This is a genomic window from Janthinobacterium sp. BJB426 (assembly GCF_002735705.1).
In the GTDB taxonomy this organism is placed as follows: domain Bacteria; phylum Pseudomonadota; class Gammaproteobacteria; order Burkholderiales; family Burkholderiaceae_D; genus Janthinobacterium.
In genome coordinates this window covers 78,404-101,016 of record NZ_PDZL01000016.1, presented here as the reverse complement: position 1 = coordinate 101,016, position 22,613 = coordinate 78,404, and the positions used below count along the sequence as shown (strand labels likewise).

Here is a 22,613-nt window from a genome sequence, read left to right as displayed (position 1 = left end):
GACTCCGCCTGAGCGCATCAGTTTGCTATATCAGTTTGCTCGCTGCTGGCGATCAGAAGTAGTTCAGGCCCAGCGCCGACTTGACTTCATCGGCCGTGCGGGCCGCTACTTCGCGCGCCTTGAAGGTGCCTTCCTTGAGCATCTGGATGACTTGCCCCTTGTCCTTGGCAAACTCTTCGCGGCGGGCGCGGATCGGCGCCAGCATTTCCTGCAAGACCACGTCCAGGCGCTTCTTGACGATGCTGTCGCCCAGGCCGCCGCGCACGTAATGGGCTTTCATTTCGGCCAGCGCCGCTTTTTCCGGGTCAAACGCATCCAGGTAGGTAAACGCGATATTGCCTTCCAGGTGGCCCGGGTCTTCCACGCGCAGGTGCAGCGGGTCGGTATAGACTTTCTTCACGGCAGCCGTGATTTCGGCCGAGGTCGCGCCCAGGTTGATGGTGTTGCCCAGCGACTTGCTCATCTTCGCCTTGCCGTCGATACCGGGCAGGCGGCCGATATCGGGCACCAGCGCCTTGCATTCCATCAATACTTCACGGTTGTACATGCGGTTGAAGCGGCGCACGATTTCATTCGTTTGCTCGATCATCGGGATCTGGTCTTCGCCCACGGGCACGACGCCGGCCTTGAAGGCCGTGATGTCGGCCGCCTGGCTGGCAGGGTAGGTCAGGAAGCCGGCCGGGATGTCGCGTTCGAAGCCGCGCAGGCGGATTTCTTCCTTGACGGTGGGGTTGCGCTCGAGGCGCGCCACGGTGACGATGTTCAGGTAGTAAAAGGTCAGCTCGGCCAGTTCCGGGATTTGCGACTGGATGAAGACCGTGGTTTTCGTCGGGTCGATGCCGACGGCCAGGTAATCGAGCGCCACTTCGACGACATTGCGGTGCACCTTGTCGATGTCGTCCATATTGTCCGTCAGCGCTTGCGCGTCGGCCAGCATGATGAATTGCTTGTAGCTGTTCTGGTAGCGGACGCGGTCGCGCAGGCTGCCCACGTAGTGGCCCAGGTGCAAGGGGCCGGTCGGACGGTCGCCCGTCAGGATCACGGATTGCGAAGCGATGGCGGCGGCCGACAGCGGTGCTGCCGGTGCGTCATTCTGGTCTGGGGTGTCTGGGGTGTTAGGCAAGCTCATCAAGTTTCCTTTTGAGCCGCCTGCATCGGGGATGATCCAGGCTGAGCCTGTTACGCCACCGATCGAGGCGGCGTGGATCAAATTCACATCACTATGCAGTGGCCGCGCGAAAGTGAGCGGGACCACCAATTCAAGCAGGCGTGTTGTGAAGGGATAAATTTCATGGCGTTATGGTTGCAGTTCGCACGCGTTCTGTCAAGTTGCACCCCGATTTATCTGCCGCGCAGGTGGCGGCGGAACTTCTGTCAAACTTGCTTTGCGGGTACTATTGTCAATATGAATCTTTTGGAGACGTGTATGCCTGTTGTATCCCCCATCCGCCTGAGTGGCCTGGCCCTGCTTGTCAGTACCTTGTTCATCGCTCCAGTGCAGGCGCAAACGCCGCAAACGCCACGACTGCTGCAAACGCCGCAAACGCCGCCGATGACGCCCGATATCGGCGCCAAACTGGTGATGCCGGACCTGAACGACTACGTCAAGCGCGTGGTGATGATCCCCATGCGCGACGGTGTCAAGCTGTACACGGTGATCGTCGTGCCGAAGGGCGCGCAAAAAGCGCCGATCATGCTCACGCGCACGCCCTATAACGCTGCCCGCCGCGCCCAGCGCACGGCCAGCCCCAGCATGCTGGCCACCTTGCCGCAGGGCGACGATACCCTGGTGGAAAACGGCTACATCCGCGTGTTTCAGGATGTGCGCGGCAAGTATGGCTCGGAAGGCGATTACGTGATGACGCGCCCCGTGCGCGGCCCGCTGAACAATACCAAGGTGGACAACGTCACGGATGCGTGGGACACCATCGACTGGCTCGTGAAGAACGTACCGGAAAGCAATGGCAAGGTGGGCATGCTCGGTTCCTCGTACGAAGGCCACACGGTGCTGATGGCCCTGGTCGATCCGCATCCGGCCCTGAAAGTGGCTGTACCCATGAGCGCCATGGTCGATGGCTGGCGCGGCGACGACTGGTTTCATAATGGCGCCTTCCGCATGCCCAGCCTGTCGTATATCGCCGGCCAGACCAGCGTGCGCGGCGGCGGCGAATCGCCGGCCCTGGGCGTCTACGACGATTACGACGCGTACCTGCGCATCGGCTCGGCGCGCGACTTTGCGAAGAAATTTGGCATCGACAAGCTGACCTATACGAAAAAACTGTTCGAGCATCCGGCCTACGACAGTTACTGGCAGGAGCAGGCGCTGGATAAAATCCTGGCGAAACGCCCGCTGATCGTGCCCACCATGCACGTGGTGGGGCAGTGGGACCAGGAAGACATCTATGGCCCTTATGCCACCTACACGGCGATGGAAGGGCGCGACAAGCACAACAACCTCAATTACCTGGCCATCGGCCCGTGGCGCCACAGCGGCGTCAATTATGACGGTTCCAGTCTGGGCGCCCTGAAGTTTGACGGCGATACGGCACGCCAGTTCCGCGAAAAAGTCATGCAGCCATTCCTCAATCAATACCTGAAGGATGGCGCGCCGGAAGCGAACACGGCGCCCGTGGTGTCGTATCAGAGCGGCACGAACCAGTGGCAGCGCCTGCAGCAGTGGCCGCTGGCCTGCGAGACGTGCGATATCAAGTTGACGCCGATCTATTTGCAGGATGGCTCCAAGCTGGGCTTTGCGGCGCCATCGGGCGCTGCGGATGCGGCGGAAGGCGCCTTCGACGAATACGTGTCCGATCCGGCCAAGCCCGTGCCTTTCGTACCCCGTCCCGTGCGCCTGAACGATGGCGACGTGTGGAAGCCATGGCTGGTCAGCGACCAGCGTGGCTATGCGGACCGCACGGACGTGCTCAGCTATGTTTCCGAACCGTTGAAGGAAGCCGTGCGCATCTCCGGCGCACCGATGGTGAACCTGTTCGCCGCCACCAGCGGTACGGATGCGGACTGGGTGGTGAAACTGATCGACGTGTATCCGGACGAGGTGCCGTCGCAGCCGGCCATGGGCGGGTATCAACTGGGCGTGGCGATGGACATCTTCCGCGGGCGCTACCGTGAGAGCTTCGAGCACCCGGCGATGATAACGCCGGGCAAGGTGGAGCGTTACCGTTTCGCCTTGCCGAACGCGAACCACGTCTTCTTGCCCGGCCACCGCATCGCCGTGCAAGTGCAGTCGAGCTGGTTCCCCCTGTACGACCGCAACCCGCAAAACTACGTGCCGAACATCTTCCTGGCCGACCCAGGCCATTATAGAAAGGCGACGCAGCGCGTGTACCACGCGACAGGCGCTGCCAGCGCCATCGAGTTGCCGATTACGCCGCTCGATGCGCGCTAGCCCATTCGCATGAGGATGGCTCCCGCCGCGATCAGGCTGATGGCCAGGTAGCGGCGGGGGCTGATTTTTTCGCGCAGGAACAGGGCCGCAATGGCGATGGCGAACAAAATCGACGTTTCGCGCAGGGCCGCGATGGCGGCCACGGGCGCCTGCGTCATGGCCCACAGGGCCAGTCCATACGAGGCGAGGGTGCCGAAGCCGCCAACGGCGGCCAAACGCCATTGTGTTTGCGCATACGCAAGCAGGTCGGCGGGCCGGCGCAACGCCGTCCACAGCAGCAGTCCCGCGCCGTTCAAGACAAAAATCCACATCGTGTAGGCGGCCGGCGCGCCGGACAGGCGCACGCCGATGCCGTCGATCAGGGTATAGCTGGCGATGACGCAGGCATTGCCCAGCGCAAAGGCGGTGGCGTGGCCCGTGCTTTTCGGCACCTTGCCGATAGTGCTGGTGCGCGCGGCAACATACAGGCCAAGGATGCCCGTGCAGATGCAGGTGACGGCGCCCATCTGCATGGCGGACAGGCGCTCGCCGATCAGTGGCCAGCTGGCCAGCGCGACGATAAGCGGCGCGCTGCCGCGCATCAGGGGATAGGCATGGCTCATGTCGCCCGCCTTGTAGGCGGCCGCCAGCAGCGAGTAATAGGCCAGCTGCGCCACGGCCGAGGCGGCCAGGTAGGGCCAGCTGGCGGGCGCGGGAGCATGAACAAAGGGTAAGACGGCCAGTGAAATCAGGGCCGCGCCCACGGAAACGAGCACCGTGCTGAGAAAGGTATCCTTGCCCGACTTGACGATGGCGTTCCAGCTGGCGTGCAGCAGGGCGGCAAACAGGACGACGGCGACGACAAGGCCGGACATGCGGGCCTTAGCGGGGGCGTATGCTCAGCGACAACAGTTCCTGGCGGTGATGGCGCTGGAAGCCTTCCATCACGGAACCGGAGCGGCCCGCCTTGTCCAGCAGTTCGCGCAGGGTGGCCTGGTCTTCCGCTGTCAGCGACTTGCGCGACAGGTAGACGCCGCTCATGCCCCACGGCAACTCCGGCAGCGCTTCCAGGCGCAGGCGGTCGGCCAGGCCATATACGCGCGCATCGTTTTGCGCCACGCCGGCCAGGATGGTAGGCGCCATGATGGTGGCATCGATGAAGCCGCTTTGCATCAGGCGCGCCACGGACAGGGCGTCGACTTCATAAAACAGGCGGCCCTGGCTGCTCAGCTCCTTCGCCAGCGCCTGGTACGGCGCGCCATAGTCGTAGCCGCGCACGAGCGCCACGCGCAATTCGCGCCGCTCGATCAATTCCTGCATGGTGTTGATGGGCGCGCGCGCGCCCTGTAGCGAGATCAGCAGGGGGCGGCTGCCCAGCATGGGAATGAACAGGCCATGCTGGTCGCGCCGCAAGGTGCTGCTGGCCGGGATCAGCAAGTCTGCCTTGCCCGTCTCGAACATCGCTTCCAGCCGCGCGCGGGGCACGGCCGTGAAGATGAAATTGCAGCCGAGCTTGGCGCCCATGCCGCGCAGCAAGTCGGGATAGATGCCGCCTATCGTGGCGCCATTGACCACCACGCTGGCGCCGATGGCCGAGACGGGCACCTGGATGTCGCGCGAGCATTGCGCGCCCGCCAGCGATGGCAGCGCCAGCGCCAGCATGGCCACGGTCCGGCGCCAGGCGCTGGAATAAAAGTCAGTCATACCCATCCTTGCTCACCATCGAATCGCGGGCGTCGGCAACGCCCGTCTGATTATCCCATTCTCGCCTATTAATTTCCCAAATGCAATATTATCTTGCCGCCTACTTTGTGGTGGAAACCACAAGTCTTGCCTGGCGTTGCGCCTTGAAGTAGCGCCAGGCCACCAGGATGCCCAGGGTTTGCATGATGGCGCACAGGTAGAAGGTGCTGCCGATGCGCCAGTCTTGCGGCGGCAAGTGGCTCACTTCGCCGAGGATCATGCTGCCGAGCAAAGGCATGATGATGATGCCCAAGCTGCTGATCGATTGCAGGGAACCCATCAGTTCTCCCTGTTCGCTGGCGTTCGATGACTTCGAGATGATGCCTTGCAGGGCCGGTCCGGCGGCAAAGGCCAGCAGGTTGCACAGGATCAGCGCATACATCATCCAGCCTTGCGTCGCCAGGCCGTACAGCAAATAGGTGAGTGCGCCCGAGGCCATGCCCAGCAGGGACAGGCGCACTTCGCCAAAGCGCTTGATGAGTATGCCCAGCAAGCCTGCCTGCACGACGGCCGCGCACAGGCCCACGCAGAACAGGGCGATGCCGTTCTGGCGCGGCGTCCAGTCGAAGCGGAAATGGGTATATAGCACCCAGGTGGTGTTGAGCATCATTTGCGCAAACGTCATCAGGCCGAAGGCCAGCACCAGGCCGCGGATTTCCACGCGGCGCACCAGTTTCAGCAGGGCGGCAAACGGGTTGATGCGCGCCCAGGTAAATGGCGCGCGCGGACCGGGCCGCAGCGACTCGGGCACGCAGAAATAGCCGTAGATGAAATTGGCCGCCGACAGGCCCGCCGCCACGTAAAACGGCAGGTGCAGATTGACTTCGCCCAGCAGGCCGCCCAGCATGGGGCCGCAAATGAAGCCCAGGCCAAAGGCGGCGCCGATCTTGCCGAAGCTCTTGGCGCGGTTGTCCGGCGTGGACACGTCGGACGCATAGGCGGACGCGACCGACATGCTGGCGGACGAGACGCCGCCGATGATGCGGCCGATGAACAGGCAGGCCAGGTTCGGCGCCCAGCCCGTGGCGAGAAAGTTGATGCCCATGCCGGCCATCGAATACAGCAGCACGGGACGGCGTCCCACGCGGTCGCTGATGGCGCCCAGCATGGGCATGAAGATGAACTGCAGCAAGCCGAAGACGGCCGCCATGATGCCGTACCAGAATGCTTGCTCATCCTTGCCGTTGACAAAGTCGCCGATCAGGATGGGCAACACGGGCACCACCAGGCCGATGCCCAGCATGTCGATGAAGACGCAGACGAGGATGAAATTGAGGTTGCCGGTGCGCGCGGGCGCGGCGTGCGGTGACGGGGAATGGCTGTCGGGGCTGGTTTTATCGGACATGCATGCTTTCGGCGCGCACCCCGCGTCGCCGTGCGGCTGGCGGGGTTCAGTTGTTGGCGTTGCGCCGGCGCGTTGCAGGTTTTTGCTGGCGCGCGGCGCGATAGCTGAGCCTTGCATTATAGACAGCAAGGGCCATGCTGGCTATCGCCACCAGGGTTTATGCACTAAGTAACCCCCAATAAATTATTGTGATTTCTGACTTCCATAACCGGCGCTCTGCGGCGTTGCCCACTGCTAGCAGTACTCGCACTGCGTCGCAGCGGGCGCCTTGCATAGCATCCAGTTCTGTTCGTCATAAATTCACAATATTTTCCCGAGGATTATTTAACTCCCCACTCGCAGGCAAAGGCGGCGCGGAAATCCGTCAGCACGGCCAGCCGCTGTTCGGCCAGCGCGCGGCCCGCCGCCGTCTGCATCTTGCCAGGCAGTTTGTCGAGCTTGGTGACGATATGGTCGAGGGCGTAGGCCTTGTCGTCGAGCGGACGCTGCTGCGCCAGCGGATCCGTGCCATGCGCCAGCGCGCTATCCATGCGCGCGGCCGTGTAGAACAGGCGCGCCAGTCCCACGGCGCCCAGGGCGTCGATGCGGTCTGCATCCTGCACGATTTGCGCTTCGATGGTGTGCGGCGGCAGATTGGCTGAAAAACTGTGCGTCTCGATGGCGTGGGCCACGCCGGGTAATTTTTCTGCCGGGAAATTCAGTTCCGCCAGTTGGCGGCACGCCAGCGCCGCCGCCTGGCGCGAGGCCAGATGGCGCTCGGGGTGGTTTTTCGGCAGATTGACGAGGTCGTGCAGGTAGCAGGCGGCCATCACGGTGAGGGCGTCCGCGTCCGCATGCTCTTGCAGCAGGACACGGGCATTGCGCCAGACGCGGTGCAGGTGGTTGAGGTCGTGGGCGCCGTCATCGCCCAGGCCGGCCGTGGCCAGCGCCAGCAGGTGAGGTTGCCATTGAGAAAGCAAAGAGTGCATGGTTCAAAGTCATAAAAAGCAGGGGCCGCCAGTGTGGCATAAAACGCCGCCGCGTGCGGCGGGCAGTCCGGCGTCCCGGCGTGCCGTATTTGCCACACAGATTGTATTTTTGGAAATCATCATTCCAGTAATTGCTCTTTTTTAGTGCATGTAAAATTTACATGGGGTAACATTGCCGCACGGAAATTAGAAGCATAAGCTAATTGCGAGAAAGTATTTGCAAAAACATACAAGTGGCTGCCATGCCATCGTGCATGCTTGGCCTGCGCCCCAGGCGAGTTAACTAAAGGATTATCATGAACACCAATTCCAGCGACACTGGCGCAACCGTTGCCAAGGCTGCCGAATACCTGGCTTTTACCCTGGGCCAGGAAGAGTATGGCATCGACATCCAGAAAGTCAGCGAAATCCGCAGCTATGAAACGCCGACCCGCATCGCCAACGCGCCCGAGTTCGTCAAGGGCGTGGTCAACCTGCGCGGCATCATCGTGCCGATCGTCGACATGCGCATCAAGTTCAACCTGGGCACGCCCAGCTATGACCAGTTCACCGTCGTCATCATCCTCAATATCGGCAACCGCGTCGTCGGCATGGTCGTCGACCGCGTCTCCGACGTCACCACCCTGATGCCGGAACAGATCAAGCCGGCGCCGGACATGGGCCGTTCGATCAACACGGAATACGTGATCGGCCTGGGCACCATCGATGAGCGCATGCTGATTCTGGTCGATATCGACCAGCTGATGTCTAGCGCCGACATGGGCTTGATCGAAAAATTAGCCGCTTAATTCTCGCCGCGGTCATTTTGACTGGATTTGTCGGAAACAATTGACTCTCGGCATTGCTTGATTTTTCTGCAAGGCGCACGCTAGCGCCTTTCCTGGCGCACGGTTCAGCCGAACCGTGCGCCAGTTTCACTTGTCACGCCAATTCGCTACAGCGGCCAGCCAGCGCCCGCCCATGAGCGAGATCGTCAGCTTGTTCTCAGGCTGACGGCAGGGCCTTTTAGGATAGTCACATGAATTTATTACGCAACGTCAGCATCGGTGTCCGCCTCGGACTCGGTTTTGCCGTGATTTTGCTGTTTTCCATGCTCATTACGGGCATCAGCGTCTGGCGCCTGCACGACGTGGCCAGCGCCACGCGCGTCATGATGGAGCAGCCGCTGGCGAAGGAACGCTATATTTCCGACTGGTACGGCCGCATCGACAGCGCCGTGCGCCGCACCATCGCCATTGCTCGCAGCAGCGACACTTCGCTCAGCGGCTATTTCGCCGAAGAATCGAAAGTTTCGTCGTCCAGCTCGGCCGAACTGCAAAAGAAAATCGAGGCGCTGATCGACAAGCCGGAGGAAAAAGCCATGTTCGCGGGCTTGCTGGAACAGCGCAAGGTGTACATCAGTTCGCGTGACCAGGTCTACAAGCTGAAAGGCGAAGCGCAGGTCGATGCCGCCAATGAGGTGTTTGAAAAGACCTTCGTGCCGGCCGCCGCCAAATACCAGAAGATGGTGCAGGACTTGCTGGAACACCAGCGCGCCAGCATCGACACGACGGCGCGCGAGATCGACGCCGTCGCCAATGCCAGCCGCAACCTGATGCTGGTGCTGGCCGCGCTGGCGCTGGCTTTTGGCGTCGTCTGCGCCTGGGTCTTGACGATGGGCATCGTGCGCCCCCTGCGCACGGCCGTGGACATCGCGCGCAAGGTGGCCGATGGCGACTTGACGGCGCAGATCGACGCCAGCGCCAAGGATGAGACGGGGCAACTGCTGCTGGCCCTGAAAGACATGAACACGAGCCTGCTCAATATCGTGGGCGAAGTGCGCAGCGGCACGGACAGCATCGCCACCTCGTCGACGCAGATTGCCGCCGGCAACCAGGACCTGTCTTCCCGTACGGAAGAGCAGGCTGGTTCCCTGGAGGAAACAGCGTCTTCGATGGAAGAGCTGACCAGCACCGTGAAACAGAATGCAGACAATGCTCGCCAGGCCAACCAGTTGGCGGCCTCGGCGGCGCAAGTGGCCGTCAAGGGCGGCGAAGTGGTGGCGCAAGTGGTGGGCACGATGGAATCGATCAACGCTTCGTCGAACAAGATCGTCGACATTATTTCCGTGATCGATGGCATCGCCTTCCAGACGAATATCCTGGCCCTGAACGCGGCCGTGGAAGCGGCCCGTGCCGGTGAGCAGGGCCGCGGCTTTGCCGTCGTGGCGTCCGAGGTGCGCAACCTGGCCCAGCGTTCGGCCAGTGCCGCGAAAGAGATCAAGACCCTGATCGGCGCTTCCGTGGAGCAAGTCAACGCGGGCAGCATGCTGGTGGCGCAAGCCGGTTCGACCATGAACGATATCGTCGACAGCGTGCAGCGCGTGAGCGACATCATCACGGAAATCACGGCAGCCAGCAGCGAGCAAAGCGTGGGCATCGACGAGATCAACCGCGCCATCGGCCAGATGGATGCCGTGACGCAACAAAATGCGGCCCTGGTGGAAGAATCGGCCGCGGCGGCCGAATCGATGCAGCACCAGGCGCACAACCTGGCGCAAGTCGTCAGCGTCTTTAAACTGAATGGCCAGCAGGCGCTGAAACGCCCGGCTGCGCCGCAAACCACCTTGCGCATCGGCAAACGCTGATGACGCCGCGGCTGCCACGTGCAGCCGCAACTCCCTTTTATATAGTCTGGTTCCGCTTTTTTAGGATATTCACATGAATTTGTTAAGAAACGTCAGTATTGGTGTGCGCCTCGGCCTGGGTTTTGCCGTGATTTTGCTGTTTTCCATGCTTATCACGGGCATCAGCGTGTGGCGCTTGCATGACGTGGCCACGGCCACGCGCACCATGATGGAATTGCCGCTGGCGAAGGAACGCTATATTTCCGACTGGTATTCCAAGATCGATAGCGGCGTGCGCCGCACCACGGCCATCGCGCGCAGCAGCGACACGTCACTGGGCGCGTATTTTGCGGAAGAAGCCAAGCAATCGTCCGTCGTATCGGGTGAATTGCAAAAGAAAATCGAAGCCTTGATTTCCAGCCCGGAAGAAAAGGAACTGTTCCGTCTGGTGAGCGAACAGCGCAAGGTCTACCTCGACTCGCGCGCGCAAGTGTCGAAGCTGAAGGCGGATGGACAGGAAGCGGAAGCGGAGCAAGCTTTCCAGAACGTCTTCGTGCCCGGTTCGACGAAATACCTGAAAGTGGTCAACGACATGCTGCAGCACCAGCGCGCCAGCATCGACAAGACGGCGCGCGAGATCGACGAAGTCGCCAAGACGAGCCGCAACTTGCTGCTGACCCTGGCCGTGCTGGCGCTGGGTTTTGGCGTCGTGTGCGCCTGGTTGTTGACGACGGGCATCGTGCGCCCCCTGCGCACGGCCGTGGAAATCGCCCGCAAGGTGGCCGATGGCGACTTGACGGCGCAGATCGACGCCAGCGCCAAGGATGAGACGGGGCAACTTTTGCTGGCCCTGAAGGACATGAACACGAGCCTGCTCAATATCGTGGGCGAAGTGCGCAGCGGCACGGACAGCATCGCCACCTCGTCGACGCAGATCGCCGCCGGCAACCAGGACCTGTCTTCCCGCACGGAAGAGCAGGCCGGTTCCCTGGAGGAAACAGCGTCTTCGATGGAAGAGCTGACCAGCACCGTGAAACAGAATGCGGACAATGCCCGCCAGGCGAACCAGTTGGCGGCCTCGGCGGCGCAAGTGGCCGTCAAGGGCGGCGAAGTCGTGGCGCAAGTGGTGGGCACGATGGAATCGATCAACGCTTCGTCGAACAAGATCGTCGACATCATTTCCGTGATTGACGGCATCGCCTTCCAGACGAATATCCTGGCCCTGAACGCGGCCGTGGAAGCGGCCCGTGCCGGCGAACAAGGCCGCGGCTTTGCCGTCGTGGCGTCCGAGGTGCGCAACCTGGCCCAGCGTTCCGCTTCGGCTGCGAAAGAGATCAAGACCCTGATCGGCGCTTCGGTGGAACAAGTCAACGCGGGCAGCATGCTGGTAGCGCAAGCCGGTTCGACCATGACCGACATCGTCGACAGCGTGCAGCGCGTGAGCGACATCATCACGGAAATCACGGCGGCCAGCAGCGAGCAAAGCGTGGGCATCGACGAGATCAACCGCGCCATCGGCCAGATGGATGCAGTGACGCAGCAAAATGCGGCCCTGGTGGAAGAATCGGCCGCGGCGGCCGAATCGATGCAGCACCAGGCGCACAACCTGGCGCAAGTCGTCAGCGTCTTTAAACTGAACGGGCAGCAGGCTAGTGTCAGCGGTTTGAAGGGCGCCAAGCGTCCTGCGGCCAAGGCACCGCAAGAAGCATTGCGGATCGGCCGCGCCGCTTAATCTTTCTCGACCCAGCCGGCTATCGCCAGCTGCGACAGCCGGTCCGCCTCGCCATTCCTGTGGCGAGGAATCCAGCGCAAGCTCACATCCGTGAATTGTTCCAGCAGGGCCACTACGGTGGCCCGCTGCGTTTCCAGCCCCTTGGCGCCGACCGGCGTCGTTCCCAGCACGTCATTGATCACCACCTGGCTGTCGCCGTACAGCAGCAGTTGCACGGGCGGTGGGCGCACGCCGAGCGCCGCCTGCAGCATGGCCGTCAAGGCTGCATATTCCGCGTCGCTGCTGCTGCCATAGCCGGCCGCCTCGCTCACCTCGATGCGCTCGCCGTTCGGTCCCAGCAGCAGGGCGCCTATGCCCAGCTTGCCCGGATTCGGATGGGCGGAGCCGTCGAACCAGCCACGCCAGGCCAGCGGACCGCCGTGATCCTGGCGGCTGAGCGCCAGCTGCGCGCGGCGCGCCTGCATCCTGGCTTCCTTGCGTTTTTTGCGTTCATTGCGCGCGACTGCTTCCGGCGTCATGGCTTGATCAGGAAGGTGTCGATCAGACTGCCGATCCAGCACGCCACCAGCACACAAACGGCCACCGTCATGGCGGGACCGTCACTGGCCGACAACGCATCGACTTTTTCCACGATCAGCTGCACGTCGAGGGGCAGGGCGCCGCTGTCGAGCTGTGCCATTACCTGGTCCAAACGTGCCATGATCTGGCGCAATACGAGTACCAGCGCTACCAGGGCCGGCACGAGGAAGAGGCAGCCGCGCGCCTTGCGCTTCAATAGGAAATGCCCGCTGCCGGGAAAGACGAGGACCGACAGCAGCAGAGCCTGCGTGCGTTTGGGTACGGATGAAGATGAGGGAGAGCCGCTCATGCGCGCCTTTTCTAAGGGGAAGAGCGGCTCATCATACTATTGCCAGCCAAATTTGCGCAGATACACGCGTTTCATGAACGTCGTCAGTACCGTGTAGCAGACGAGGATGCCCAGCAGCCAGGGGAAATAGCCCAGCGGCAAGGCTTGCAGCTTGAAGTAGCTCGCCAGCGGTCCCATCGGCAGGAACACGCCGACGGCCATGATGAGCGTCGTGGCCACCAGCAGGGGCACGGAAGCGATGCTGTCGATGAAGGGCAGCTTGGGCGTGCGGATCAGGTGCACGATCAGGGTTTGCGTCAGCAGGCCCACGACGAACCAGCCGGACTGGAACAGGGTTTGCTGCTCTGGCGTGTTCGCGCCAAACACATGCCACATCAGGATAAACGTGCTGATGTCGAAGATCGAGCTGATGGGCCCGAAAAACACCATGAAGCGGCCGATGTCGCGCGGATTCCAGCTCAAAGGCTGCTGGATCAGTTCGGCGTCGACATGGTCGAAGGGAATGGCGATCTGCGACACGTCATACAACAGGTTTTGCACCAGCAAGTGCAGCGGCAGCATCGGTAAAAACGGCAAAAAGGCGCTGGCCACCAGCACGGAAAACACATTGCCGAAGTTCGAGCTGGCCGTCATGCGGATATATTTCAGCATGTTGCTGAAGGTGCGCCGGCCTTCCAGCACGCCTTCTTCCAGCACCATCAGGCTCTTTTCCAGCAGGATGATGTCGGCCGCTTCCTTGGCGATATCGACGGCCGAATCGACGGAAATACCGATGTCGGCCGCGCGCAGGGCGGGCGCGTCGTTGATGCCGTCGCCCATGAAGCCGACGATGTGGCCATTGCCGCGCAGGGCGCGCACGAGGCGTTCCTTGTGCAGAGGGCTGAGTTTGGCAAACACGGTGTTGTCTTCTGCCGCCCTTGCCAGGGCGGCGTCGTCCATGTCGTCCAGTTGCGGGCCTTGCAGCACGCCATGCACGGCCAGGCCCACTTCGCGGCAAATCTTCGCCGTCACCAGATGGTTGTCGCCCGTCAATACTTTCACGGTGACGCCATGTTCGGCCAGCGCGCGCAGGGCGGGCGCCGTCGATTCCTTCGGCGGATCGAGGAAGGCCACATAACCGATCAGGGTCAGCGCCGCTTCATCGGCCACGCCGTACACGGTTTTATGCGGCGGCACTTCCTTGACGGCCACGGCCACCACCCGTAAACCTTCCGCATTCAGGCCATGCGTCGTTTCCAGCACCTTGTCCAGCAGGGCCGCATCGAGGGGAATATTTACGCCGCCCAGGCGCAGATGGCTGCAGGCGGCGAGGATTTCCTCGACGGCGCCCTTGCAGATCAGCTCATGGTGGTCATTCTTTTCAGAAACGACGACGGACATGCGACGGCGCACGAAATCAAACGGGATTTCATCGACTTTCACGTAGTCGCGCGCCAGCTGCATTTCCGTCTGCAGTTCCACATGGTCGAGCACGGCGCGGTCCAGCAGGTTTTTCAGTCCCGTCTGGTAGTGGCTGTTCAAATAGGCGAACTGCAGCACTTCGTCGGACGGCTGGCCGAACACGTCCGTGTGACGTTCGAGCACGATCTTGTCCTGCGTCAAGGTGCCCGTCTTGTCCGTGCACAGCACATCCATGGCGCCGAAGTTCTGGATGGCGTCCAGGCGCTTGACGACGACTTTCTTTTTCGACAGTTTTACGGCACCCTTGGCCAGAGTGCTGGTGACGATCATGGGCAGCATTTCCGGCGTCAGGCCCACGGCGACCGACAGGGCGAAGAGGAACGCTTCCATCCAGTCGCCCTTGGTCCAGCCATTGATGAGGAACACGAGCGGCGCCATCACGAGGGCAAAGCGGATCAAGAGCCAGCTGACGCTGTTGACGCCCGCTTCGAACGCCGTCGGCGTGCGCTCGGTGGCCGTCACGCGCGTGGCGATGGTGCCGAAATACGTGCGGTTGCCGGTCGCCAAGACCAGCGCCGTGGCGGCACCTGAAATGACGTTGGTGCCCATGAACAGCAAATTGGCCAGTTCCATCGGGTCGCGGTTTGCGCTGTCGGCCAGCTCGGCCATCTTTTCCACCGGCAAGGATTCACCCGTCATGGCGGCCTGGCTGACGAACAGGTCTTTTGCGGACAGCAGGCGGCAGTCGGCGGGGATCATGTCGCCGGCCGACAGCACGATGAGGTCGCCCTGCACCAGTTGGCGGATGGGCAGCTCGATCTGCTGGCCATTGCGCAGCACGGTGGCCGTGTTGCTGACCATGGCTTTCAGGCGCTCGGCGGCCCGGTTCGAGCGGCCTTCCTGCACGAAGCGCAACAGGGTCGACAGGATCACCATGGTGCCGATGACGATGGTCGCCTTCGGGTCTTCCGTCAGGTAGGAAACGATGGCCAGCACGGTGAGCAGCAGGTTGAACGGGTTCTTGTAGCACAGCCACAGGTGCTGGTACCAGGCCAGCGGTTTTTCATGCTCGACCTCGTTCGGTCCCGTCTGCGCGCCGATCACTTGCGCTTCGGCATCGCGCAAGCCTTCCAGGCGCGTGTGCAGGCGATTCAGGGCGCTGTCCAGGTCTTCATGGGCGGCGGCCAGCAACTGGCGCGCCAGGTGGTCGGGCACGGGGCGGGCCGTGCTGTTTTCCAGCGGCATGGCGCGGCGGCGGAAGTTGCCGGCCGTATGGCGCTTGCGCAGGAACGATTCGAATAAGCGGGTGAAGAGATTCATGGCTCTTCCTTTCACGACGAGGTGTTGACGGGCGGCGCAGCCGCAGGCAAGACTTGCGCGCCGCCAACGCGGCATGACGAAGCATGGCGCTGGCGGGCAATCCGGGTCAGTAGCCGGTCGCGATCGGAAAGAGGGGGGAGGCGCGCAGCCGGACTGGCCGCGCGAGACACCGCACCTTGCTCAGCAAGGCACGGAGGAAAGAGAGTTCCGCGTTGCTTGCTGTTTAGCTGCCGAGGCAATCACCGATACAAGATCGGCTACTGTCACTAGAACAAGTACCCACGTGGGACTCCGTAAATGAATAATGAGGGCATCTTATGGATGGGCTGACCAGGTGTCAACTGAAGAAATCTTAGGTTTCTAAAGTGTAATGTGGCTGTTGCTAGCCGCATGCTCAGCCGTGTTGCGCCGCCAGCGCCAGCGAATCGGACAGGATATGCCACAGGGCTGCGTGGCGCTGCTGCAGCGCGGCGCCGCCCGCGTAGATCAGTTCCACGTGCAGGCTGTCGACGATGCCCAGGTAAGCTTGCGCATACAGCTCGACGCGCTGCGGTGGCAGGGCGGGCGCCAGCCGGCCCAGGCTGGCCACGTAAAGCCGCTGCAGCTGCGCCAGCAAGGCTTCGTAGCCCGTGCCGACTTCCACGCGCAGGGGCGCGGGCGGTAAATACGCCGTGCGCAGCAAGAAGCGCAAATGGGCCGAATCGGCATAGCGCTGCGCCATGCGGTCGCAGTACAGGGCGCCAGCTTGCTGGCCGCCGGGCGCCGCCAGCGCCGCTTCGTCGGCGAAGCAGGCATCCATGAAGGCTTGCTCTTCGGCAAGGGCGTCGGCAAACACGTCCAGAAACAGGGCGTCCTTGCCGGCGAAGTGCGAATACAGCGAAGCCTTGCGCATGCCCGCCTGCGCGGCGATGTCGCTGAGGGACGAAGCGTCGTAGCCGTGTTCCGAAAAGTGGACGACAGCGACGGCACAGATGTTATCGGCCGAAGCCGAGCGTTTTTTCATCATGGGGGTGAGAGTGGGTGAGGCGTCAGTGCGCTCCCAGGCTGCTGGCATGGACCGGATGGACGCGCGCAGTGGCCAGGGTCAGCCATGATACCAGCAGGCCGGCCACGGTCAAGAACAGCAGCCAGGGCAATGGCCCCCATTCGGACAGGCTGGCCGCCAGCGGCGTGGCCAGGGACGACAAGGTCATCTGGATGGCGCCCAGCAGGGCGGCCGTGGAGCCGAGCGCGCGCTGCTGCGAACCCATGGCCATGGCCATCAGCGCCGCTTCCGCGATGCCCAGGCCAAACAGGGCCACGAACATGCCCGGCACGACGGCCGTTATTCCCCCTCCCGCCCACGCGCCGAGCAGGGCCAATGCCGCGCCGCCCAGCATGGCCACGCTGCCCGCCACGCTCAGGCGCGCCACGCCGTGCTTTTCCACCAGACGGCCGCTGGCCATCGCACCTAGCAGCACGGCCACGCCGGTGGCGCCGAAGACGAGGCCGAAGTTGCCGGCGGACAGGCCGAAATCGCGCTGGTACACGAGCGACGCCCCGCCGATATACGCAAACAGGAAGAAGAAAGTGGCCGACAGGGCCAGCGCGGGCAGCAGGAAGGCGCGCTCCAGCGCGATGCGCGCATACGTGCGGTGCATGCCGCGCGGCGCGACGCGCCGGGCCGCTGGCAGGGTTTCGGGCAGGAACAGCGCGCTATTGAGCAGGGTCAAGACACCCAGCGCGGCCAGAGCCAGCATCACGGCGCGCCAGCCGTAATGGGCGTCGAGCAAGCCGCCCACGGCGGGCGCCAGCACGGGCGCCAGGCCGACAATGGTCATCAGGAGGGCAAACAGCTGCGCCGCTTTGACGCCATCGGCCACGTCGCGCACCATGCTCATCACCACGACCAGGGTCAGCGCCGCGCCCAGGCCTTGCAGCAAGCGCGCCAGCAGCAGGGTGCTCAGGTGATCCGCCTGCGACGCCCACACGGCGGCAAGAATGTACACGGCGATGCCGGCCAGCAGCGGACGGCGCCGGCCCAGCATGTCGGTGAGCGGCCCGCACAGCAATTGTCCGCCGCCCAGGGCCAGCAGGAAAACGGTCAGGCTCAACTGCACATTCGCATACGAGGTATGCAGCTCGCGCGCCATGGCCGGCATCGAGGCAAGGTACATGTCGATGCCGGCCGGACCGAGCACGGCCACCAGGGCCAGGGAAGCCGCCAGCCCGAGACTGGCGGCGGGGAGAGTGGTTTGCTGCTGCATTGCGCTTCCTTCGTGACGTCAAAAAAACGGGGCATGGACGCCGCTGTGTTTTTTATTGTACACTTACTGCCTACCGGTAGGTAGCTTGTTCAATCAATGAAAAGGATGAGACCGATGAAAGAAGAAACAATGACGGGCGCGTTGCCGCCGATGGGGGAGACGGCATGACGGAAGTGGGAATTGCGCTCAGCGGCGTGGCTGTCGCGCTGCTATTTGCCGCCTGGAGCTCGCACCGCGCCCGCTGCGAACGGCGCGATGTCATGTTGCTGACGATACTGGGCACCGTGCTGGGCTTGCCGGGCGCGGCCTTGCTGGCGTTGTAGGGCGGCGCATAAAAAAACGGCAGACCCTGCGGCCTGCCGTTCTGTTTTCCTCTTGCCCGGCTAGCCGGGCAAATGGCGTTTACTCTTCTTCATAAGAACTGATCGGCGCACAGCCGCAGAACAGGTTGCGGTCGCCGTACACGTTGTCGGCGCGGCCGACCGGTGGCCAGTATTTGCGCTGGCGCAGGGAAGCGACGGGGTAGGCCGCGATTTCACGGCTGTACTTGCGTTCCCAGTTGTCCGACATCAGCACCTGCGCCGTGTGCGGCGCATGTTTCAGCGGGTTGTCGTCGTGGTCGAATTCACCGCTGGCGACCTTGGCGATTTCTGCGCGGATGGCGATCATGGCGTCGATGAAGCGGTCGATCTCCACTTTCGATTCGCTTTCCGTCGGCTCGATCATCAGGGTGCCCGGCACGGGGAAGCTCATGGTCGGCGCATGGAAGCCGAAGTCCATCAAACGCTTGGCCACGTCTTCGTTGCTGATGCCGGTGGCGTCCGTGATCGGGCGCAGGTCGAGGATGCACTCGTGCGCGACCAGGCCGTCGTGGCCCGAGTACAGCACGGGGTAGTGCGGCGCCAGGCGGCGCGCGATGTAGTTCGCTGCCAGGATCGCCGTCTCGGTGGCTGCCGTCAAGCCTTCCGCGCCCATCATGGCGATGTACATCCACGAAATCGGCAAGATGCTGGCCGAGCCGAATGGCGCGGCGCTGACGGCGCCTATACCCGCATCGGCAACGTCGCGCCGGTAGCCCGTAGAACGCTGGTTCGGCAGGAATTTCGCCAGGTGGGCGCCGACGCCGATCGGGCCGACGCCTGGTCCGCCACCGCCGTGCGGGATGCAGAAGGTCTTGTGCAGGTTCAGGTGCGACACGTCGCCGCCGAACGAGCCGGGAGCGGCCACGCCGACCAGCGCGTTCATGTTGGCGCCGTCGATGTAGACCTGGCCGCCGTGCGCGTGGATGATCTCGCACAGTTCCTGGATGCCTTCTTCAAACACGCCGTGGGTGGATGGGTAGGTGACCATCACGCAAGCCAGGTTGGCGCTGTGCTTTTCCGCCTTCGCTTTCAGGTCCGCCAGGTCCACGTTGCCGTTGGCGTCGCAGCTGGTGACGACGACCTGCATGCCGACCATGTTGGCCGAGGCAGGGTTGGTGCCGTGCGCCGACGACGGAATCAGGCAGATGTTGCGGTGGCCTTCGCCGCGCGACTCGTGATACGCCTTGATCACCAGCAGACCCGCGTATTCACCCTGCGAGCCGGCGTTCGGCTGCAGCGAGACGGCCGCGTAGCCCGTCAGCGCGCACAGCATTTCTTCCAGCTGCGCGATCATTTCGCGGTAGCCGACCGTTTGCGCATCCGGCGCGAACGGGTGGATGTTAGAAAACTCGGGCCAGGTGACGGGAATCATTTCCGACGTGGCGTTCAGCTTCATGGTGCACGAGCCGAGCGGGATCATGGTGCGGTCCAGCGCCAGGTCCTTGTCGGCCAGGCTGCGCAGGTAGCGCAGCATTTCGTGTTCCGAGTGGTAGCTGTTGAAGACGGGGTGGGTCAGGTAGGCGCTCTCGCGTGCCAGGTTGGCCGGCAGCGCGCTGGTCACGGCTGCTTCGACGGCGTCCAGGTCAGGCGCGGCAGGCGCGTTGACCAGGCCGTGCGCGAACACTTTCCACAACAGCGCGATATCGTCGCGCGTGGTGGTTTCGTCGAGCGACACGCCGACATGGGTGTTGTCGATCTTGCGCAGGTTGACGCCGTGGTGCATGGCCGTCGCGTGCAGTTGCGCCGCATCGGCAACGTTGATGGTCAGGGTGTCGAAGTAGCTTGCGTTGACGACGCCGTAGCCTAGGGTCTTCAGGTTGGCGGCCAGCACGCCCGTAAAGCGGTGCACGCGTTGGGCGATCTGCAGCAGGCCGGCAGGGCCGTGGTAGACGGCGTACATCGAGGCCATCACGGCCAGCAGCACTTGCGCCGTGCAGATGTTCGAGGTGGCTTTTTCGCGGCGGATATGCTGTTCGCGCGTTTGCAGAGCCAGGCGGTACGCCTTGTTGCCTTGCGCATCGACGGTCACGCCCACCAGGCGGCCCGACATATTGCGCTTGAATTCATCGCGCGTGGACAGATAGCCCGCGTGCGGGCCGCCGAAACCGAGCGGCACGCCGAAGCGCTGGCTGTTGCCGACAACGACGTCGGCGCCCCATTCGCCAGGAGGCGTGAGCATGGTCAGGGCCAGCAGGTCGGCCGCGACGATGACCATGGCGCCATTCGCGTGCAGTTTTTCCACGCCGGCGCGGTAGTCGCGCACGACACCGTTGACGCCAGGGTATTGCAGCAGCACGCCGAAGCAGGCGTCCAGCGACTCGATTTCAGCCGGGTCGAAGGTACGCACTTCGATGCCGATCGGCTGGGCGCGCGTCTGCACCACTTCCAGCGTTTGCGGCAGCACGTCATTGGCGACGTACAGCACGGTCGACTTCGACTTGCCCACGCGCTGGATCAATGTCATCGCTTCAGCGGCGGCCGTGCCTTCGTCCAGCATCGAGGCGTTCGAGATGCCCATGCCGGTCAGGTCCGTGATCACTTGCTGGAAGTTCAGGATCGCTTCCAGGCGGCCTTGCGAAATCTCAGGCTGGTAAGGCGTGTACGCCGTGTACCAGGCGGGATTTTCAAAGATGTTGCGCAGCACGACGCCAGGGGTGAACGTGTTGTAGTAGCCCTGGCCGATCAGGGATTTGAGCACCTGGTTCTTGCCGGCGATGGCTTTCAGGCGCGACAGGGCTTCCTGTTCCGGCATCGGCTGCGAATACGCGCCCAGGGGCAGGGCGCCCTTGTTGCGGATGTTGGCCGGCACCAGGGCGTCGATCAGCGCGGCGCGCGATGGATAGCCGAGGGTCGCCAGCATGGCTTGCTGTTCGGTAGAAGAGGGGCCGATGTGGCGGGCGATGAAGGCATCGCGTGCTTCGAGTTGGGTCAGGCTGGTGCGGGTCATGATATAGAGGCCAAAAAAGACTGAAAAACCGGGATGCGGCGCGCGGGCGCAGCGCCGGGGCATAGCTACAAAATTAAATGCAAACGGGCCGCGATTGCGGCCCGTGAGTCAAACGCGATTACGCGCTGGTGGTGGCGCCATAGGCGGCAGCGTCGAGCAAGCCGTCCAGGGCCGACACGTCGGCTGGCTTGATCTTGAACAGCCAGTTGGCGTAGGCGTCGGCGTTGATCGACTCAGGCGAGTTGACGACGTCGTCGTTGACGGCCACGACTTCGCCGGCGATCGGTGCGTAGATGTCGCTCGCTGCCTTGACCGACTCCACCACGGCGGCGTCGTCGCCGGCGCCGTAGGTATTGCCCACGGTTGGCAGTTCGACGAAGACGATGTCGCCCAGGGCGTCCTGCGCGTACTCGGTGATGCCGACGGTGATCGTGCCGTCGCCTTCAAGGCGTACCCATTCGTGGGAAGCGGTGTACTTCAGGTCTGCAGGAATGTTCATGTGTGGCTCCAGATGGTAAGTGTTCGTTATTGATTATGTTTATTCGGTCTTGCGGGCGGCTCTAAAACGCTTACGCAGCCAGGATTTTACCGTTACGCACGAAAGGCAGCTTGACAACAGAAGCGGCCAGCTGCTTGCCGCGGATTTCCACGTGCACGGTGTCGCCTACCGCTACGCCGTTGGGCACGCGCGCCAGGGCAATCGCTTCCTGCATGGTCGGGCTGAAGGTGCCGCTGGTGATTTCGCCCGTGGCGTCATTGCCGGCGATGACGACTTTCTGGTGGGCGCGCAGCACGCCGCCTTTTTCGCGCAGGATCAGGCCCACGAATTGCGCGTTCTGGCCCTTGGCCAGCAGGGCTGCCTTGCCGATGAAGTCGCGCTCGCTGACGAGGTCGATGGTCCACGCCAGGCCTGCGTCGAGCGGGTTGACGGTTTCATCCATGTCCTGGCCGTACAGATTCATGCCCGCTTCCAGGCGCAGGGTGTCGCGCGCGCCCAGGCCGGCCGGCTTGACGCCGGCGGCGATCAATGCGTTCCACAGGGCTTCCACCTGGGTGGCCGATACGCCGATTTCAAAGCCGTCTTCGCCCGTGTAGCCGGTGCGCGCCAGCATGACTTCGCCGAAGGCCGTGTCCTTGACGATGACGACATTGAACGGTTTGATGGCTTCGGAGGCGGCTTGCGTCTCCGGCAGCACTTGCCACACCTTGGCGCGCGCGTTCGGGCCTTGTACAGCGACGAGGGCCATCGGATCGTTGGCATTGCGGCGTTCGGTAATCGTCAGGCCGCTGTTGGTGGCGGTATTTTGCTGCTGCATCCAGGCCACGTCTTTTTCCGCCGTGCCCGCGTTGACGACGAGGCGGAACCAGTTTTCATTGAAGAAGTAGACGATCAGGTCATCGATGACGGTGCCTTCGGCATTGAGCATGCACGAATACAGGGCCTTGCCCGACACTTGCAGCTTGTCAACGTTGTTGGCCAGCAAGCCGCGCAGGAAGGCGCGCACGTTCGGGCCTTCGATATCGACCACGCACATATGGGACACGTCGAACATGCCGGCATCGCCGCGCACGGCGTTGTGTTCTTCGATTTGCGAGCCGTAGTTGACAGGCATGTCCCAGCCGCCGAAATCGACCATGCGGGCGCCGAGGGCACGGTGGGCGTTGTTGAGTGGGGTCGCTTTGAGCGTCAT

General features: G+C 62.9%; 18 protein-coding genes. 5 read left to right on the top strand and 13 right to left on the bottom strand.

Going from position 1 to position 22,613, the window contains the following annotated elements; genetic code table 11:
* Positions 1-52: 52 nt before the first annotated feature.
* Positions 53-1,129: a tryptophan--tRNA ligase gene (gene trpS / locus CSQ93_RS22105; protein ID WP_233516294.1), complete on the bottom strand. Its 1,077-nt coding sequence runs from the start codon at positions 1,127-1,129 to the stop codon at positions 53-55.
* Between the two features lie 297 nt (positions 1,130-1,426).
* Here trpS and CSQ93_RS22100 point away from each other — a divergent pair, with 297 nt between their 5' ends.
* Positions 1,427-3,406: a CocE/NonD family hydrolase gene (locus CSQ93_RS22100; RefSeq protein ID WP_099379886.1), complete on the top strand. Its 1,980-nt coding sequence runs from the start codon at positions 1,427-1,429 to the stop codon at positions 3,404-3,406.
* Here the strand turns inward: CSQ93_RS22100 and CSQ93_RS22095 are convergent.
* The 4 genes from CSQ93_RS22095 to CSQ93_RS22080 all read right to left on the bottom strand — a co-directional run bounded on the left by CSQ93_RS22095 (position 3,403) and on the right by CSQ93_RS22080 (position 7,441).
* Positions 3,403-4,260 (bottom strand): DMT family transporter, encoded by an 858-nt coding sequence (locus CSQ93_RS22095; RefSeq protein ID WP_099379885.1) that lies wholly within the window; start codon positions 4,258-4,260, stop codon positions 3,403-3,405. The two genes, CSQ93_RS22100 and CSQ93_RS22095, sit on opposite strands and share 4 nt — an antisense overlap.
* 7 nt (positions 4,261-4,267) lie before the next feature.
* Positions 4,268-5,089, bottom strand: coding sequence for a substrate-binding periplasmic protein (locus CSQ93_RS22090; protein WP_099379884.1), 822 nt, complete (start codon positions 5,087-5,089; stop codon positions 4,268-4,270).
* Between the two features lie 100 nt (positions 5,090-5,189).
* Positions 5,190-6,473: a TCR/Tet family MFS transporter gene (locus CSQ93_RS22085; protein ID WP_099379919.1), complete on the bottom strand. Its 1,284-nt coding sequence runs from the start codon at positions 6,471-6,473 to the stop codon at positions 5,190-5,192.
* 320 nt (positions 6,474-6,793) lie between these two features.
* Complete coding sequence (locus tag CSQ93_RS22080; RefSeq protein ID WP_099379883.1) at positions 6,794-7,441, bottom strand: HD domain-containing protein; 648 nt, start codon at positions 7,439-7,441, stop codon at positions 6,794-6,796.
* Positions 7,442-7,737: 296 nt separating this feature from the next.
* Here CSQ93_RS22080 and CSQ93_RS22075 point away from each other — a divergent pair, with 296 nt between their 5' ends.
* The 3 genes from CSQ93_RS22075 (at position 7,738) to CSQ93_RS22065 (ending at position 11,778) form a co-directional block, all read left to right on the top strand.
* Positions 7,738-8,229, top strand: coding sequence for a chemotaxis protein CheW (locus CSQ93_RS22075; RefSeq protein WP_034752308.1), 492 nt, complete (start codon positions 7,738-7,740; stop codon positions 8,227-8,229).
* Between the two features lie 230 nt (positions 8,230-8,459).
* On the top strand, positions 8,460-10,067 hold the full coding sequence (locus CSQ93_RS22070; protein WP_099379882.1) for a methyl-accepting chemotaxis protein: 1,608 nt from the start codon (positions 8,460-8,462) through the stop codon (positions 10,065-10,067).
* A 73-nt stretch (positions 10,068-10,140) separates the two neighbouring features.
* Positions 10,141-11,778, top strand: coding sequence for a methyl-accepting chemotaxis protein (locus CSQ93_RS22065; RefSeq protein ID WP_099379881.1), 1,638 nt, complete (start codon positions 10,141-10,143; stop codon positions 11,776-11,778).
* Here the strand turns inward: CSQ93_RS22065 and CSQ93_RS22060 are convergent.
* The 5 genes from CSQ93_RS22060 to CSQ93_RS22040 all read right to left on the bottom strand — a co-directional run bounded on the left by CSQ93_RS22060 (position 11,775) and on the right by CSQ93_RS22040 (position 17,613).
* Positions 11,775-12,296 carry a ribonuclease HI family protein gene (locus CSQ93_RS22060; RefSeq protein ID WP_099379880.1) on the bottom strand — a complete coding sequence of 174 codons (522 nt, stop codon included), beginning with the start codon at positions 12,294-12,296 and terminating at the stop codon, positions 11,775-11,777. The two genes, CSQ93_RS22065 and CSQ93_RS22060, sit on opposite strands and share 4 nt — an antisense overlap.
* On the bottom strand, positions 12,293-12,646 hold the full coding sequence (locus CSQ93_RS22055) for a hypothetical protein (protein ID WP_099379879.1): 354 nt from the start codon (positions 12,644-12,646) through the stop codon (positions 12,293-12,295). Before CSQ93_RS22055 ends, CSQ93_RS22060 begins: the two co-directional genes overlap by 4 nt.
* Before the next feature lie 36 nt (positions 12,647-12,682).
* Complete coding sequence (mgtA, locus tag CSQ93_RS22050; RefSeq protein WP_099379878.1) at positions 12,683-15,367, bottom strand: magnesium-translocating P-type ATPase; 2,685 nt, start codon at positions 15,365-15,367, stop codon at positions 12,683-12,685.
* A gap of 394 nt (positions 15,368-15,761) precedes the next feature.
* Positions 15,762-16,373: a TetR/AcrR family transcriptional regulator gene (locus CSQ93_RS22045; RefSeq protein ID WP_099379877.1), complete on the bottom strand. Its 612-nt coding sequence runs from the start codon at positions 16,371-16,373 to the stop codon at positions 15,762-15,764.
* Positions 16,374-16,395: 22 nt separating this feature from the next.
* A complete protein-coding gene (locus CSQ93_RS22040) occupies positions 16,396-17,613 on the bottom strand; it encodes a Bcr/CflA family efflux MFS transporter (RefSeq protein ID WP_099379876.1) in 1,218 nt (405 codons plus the stop codon).
* A 164-nt stretch (positions 17,614-17,777) separates the two neighbouring features.
* Here CSQ93_RS22040 and CSQ93_RS29020 point away from each other — a divergent pair, with 164 nt between their 5' ends.
* A complete protein-coding gene (locus tag CSQ93_RS29020; protein ID WP_158301322.1) occupies positions 17,778-17,936 on the top strand; it encodes a hypothetical protein in 159 nt (52 codons plus the stop codon).
* Positions 17,937-18,015: 79 nt separating this feature from the next.
* Here the strand turns inward: CSQ93_RS29020 and gcvP are convergent, their stop codons facing one another.
* From gcvP to gcvT, 3 genes are all read right to left on the bottom strand, one after another.
* Positions 18,016-20,922, bottom strand: a complete 2,907-nt coding sequence (gene gcvP, locus CSQ93_RS22035) for an aminomethyl-transferring glycine dehydrogenase (protein WP_099379918.1) — start codon at positions 20,920-20,922, stop codon at positions 18,016-18,018.
* A 118-nt stretch (positions 20,923-21,040) separates the two neighbouring features.
* Complete coding sequence (gene gcvH, locus CSQ93_RS22030) at positions 21,041-21,421, bottom strand: glycine cleavage system protein GcvH (RefSeq protein ID WP_035818129.1); 381 nt, start codon at positions 21,419-21,421, stop codon at positions 21,041-21,043.
* 70 nt (positions 21,422-21,491) lie between these two features.
* Positions 21,492-22,613, bottom strand: coding sequence for a glycine cleavage system aminomethyltransferase GcvT (gene gcvT / locus CSQ93_RS22025; protein WP_099379875.1), 1,122 nt, complete (start codon positions 22,611-22,613; stop codon positions 21,492-21,494).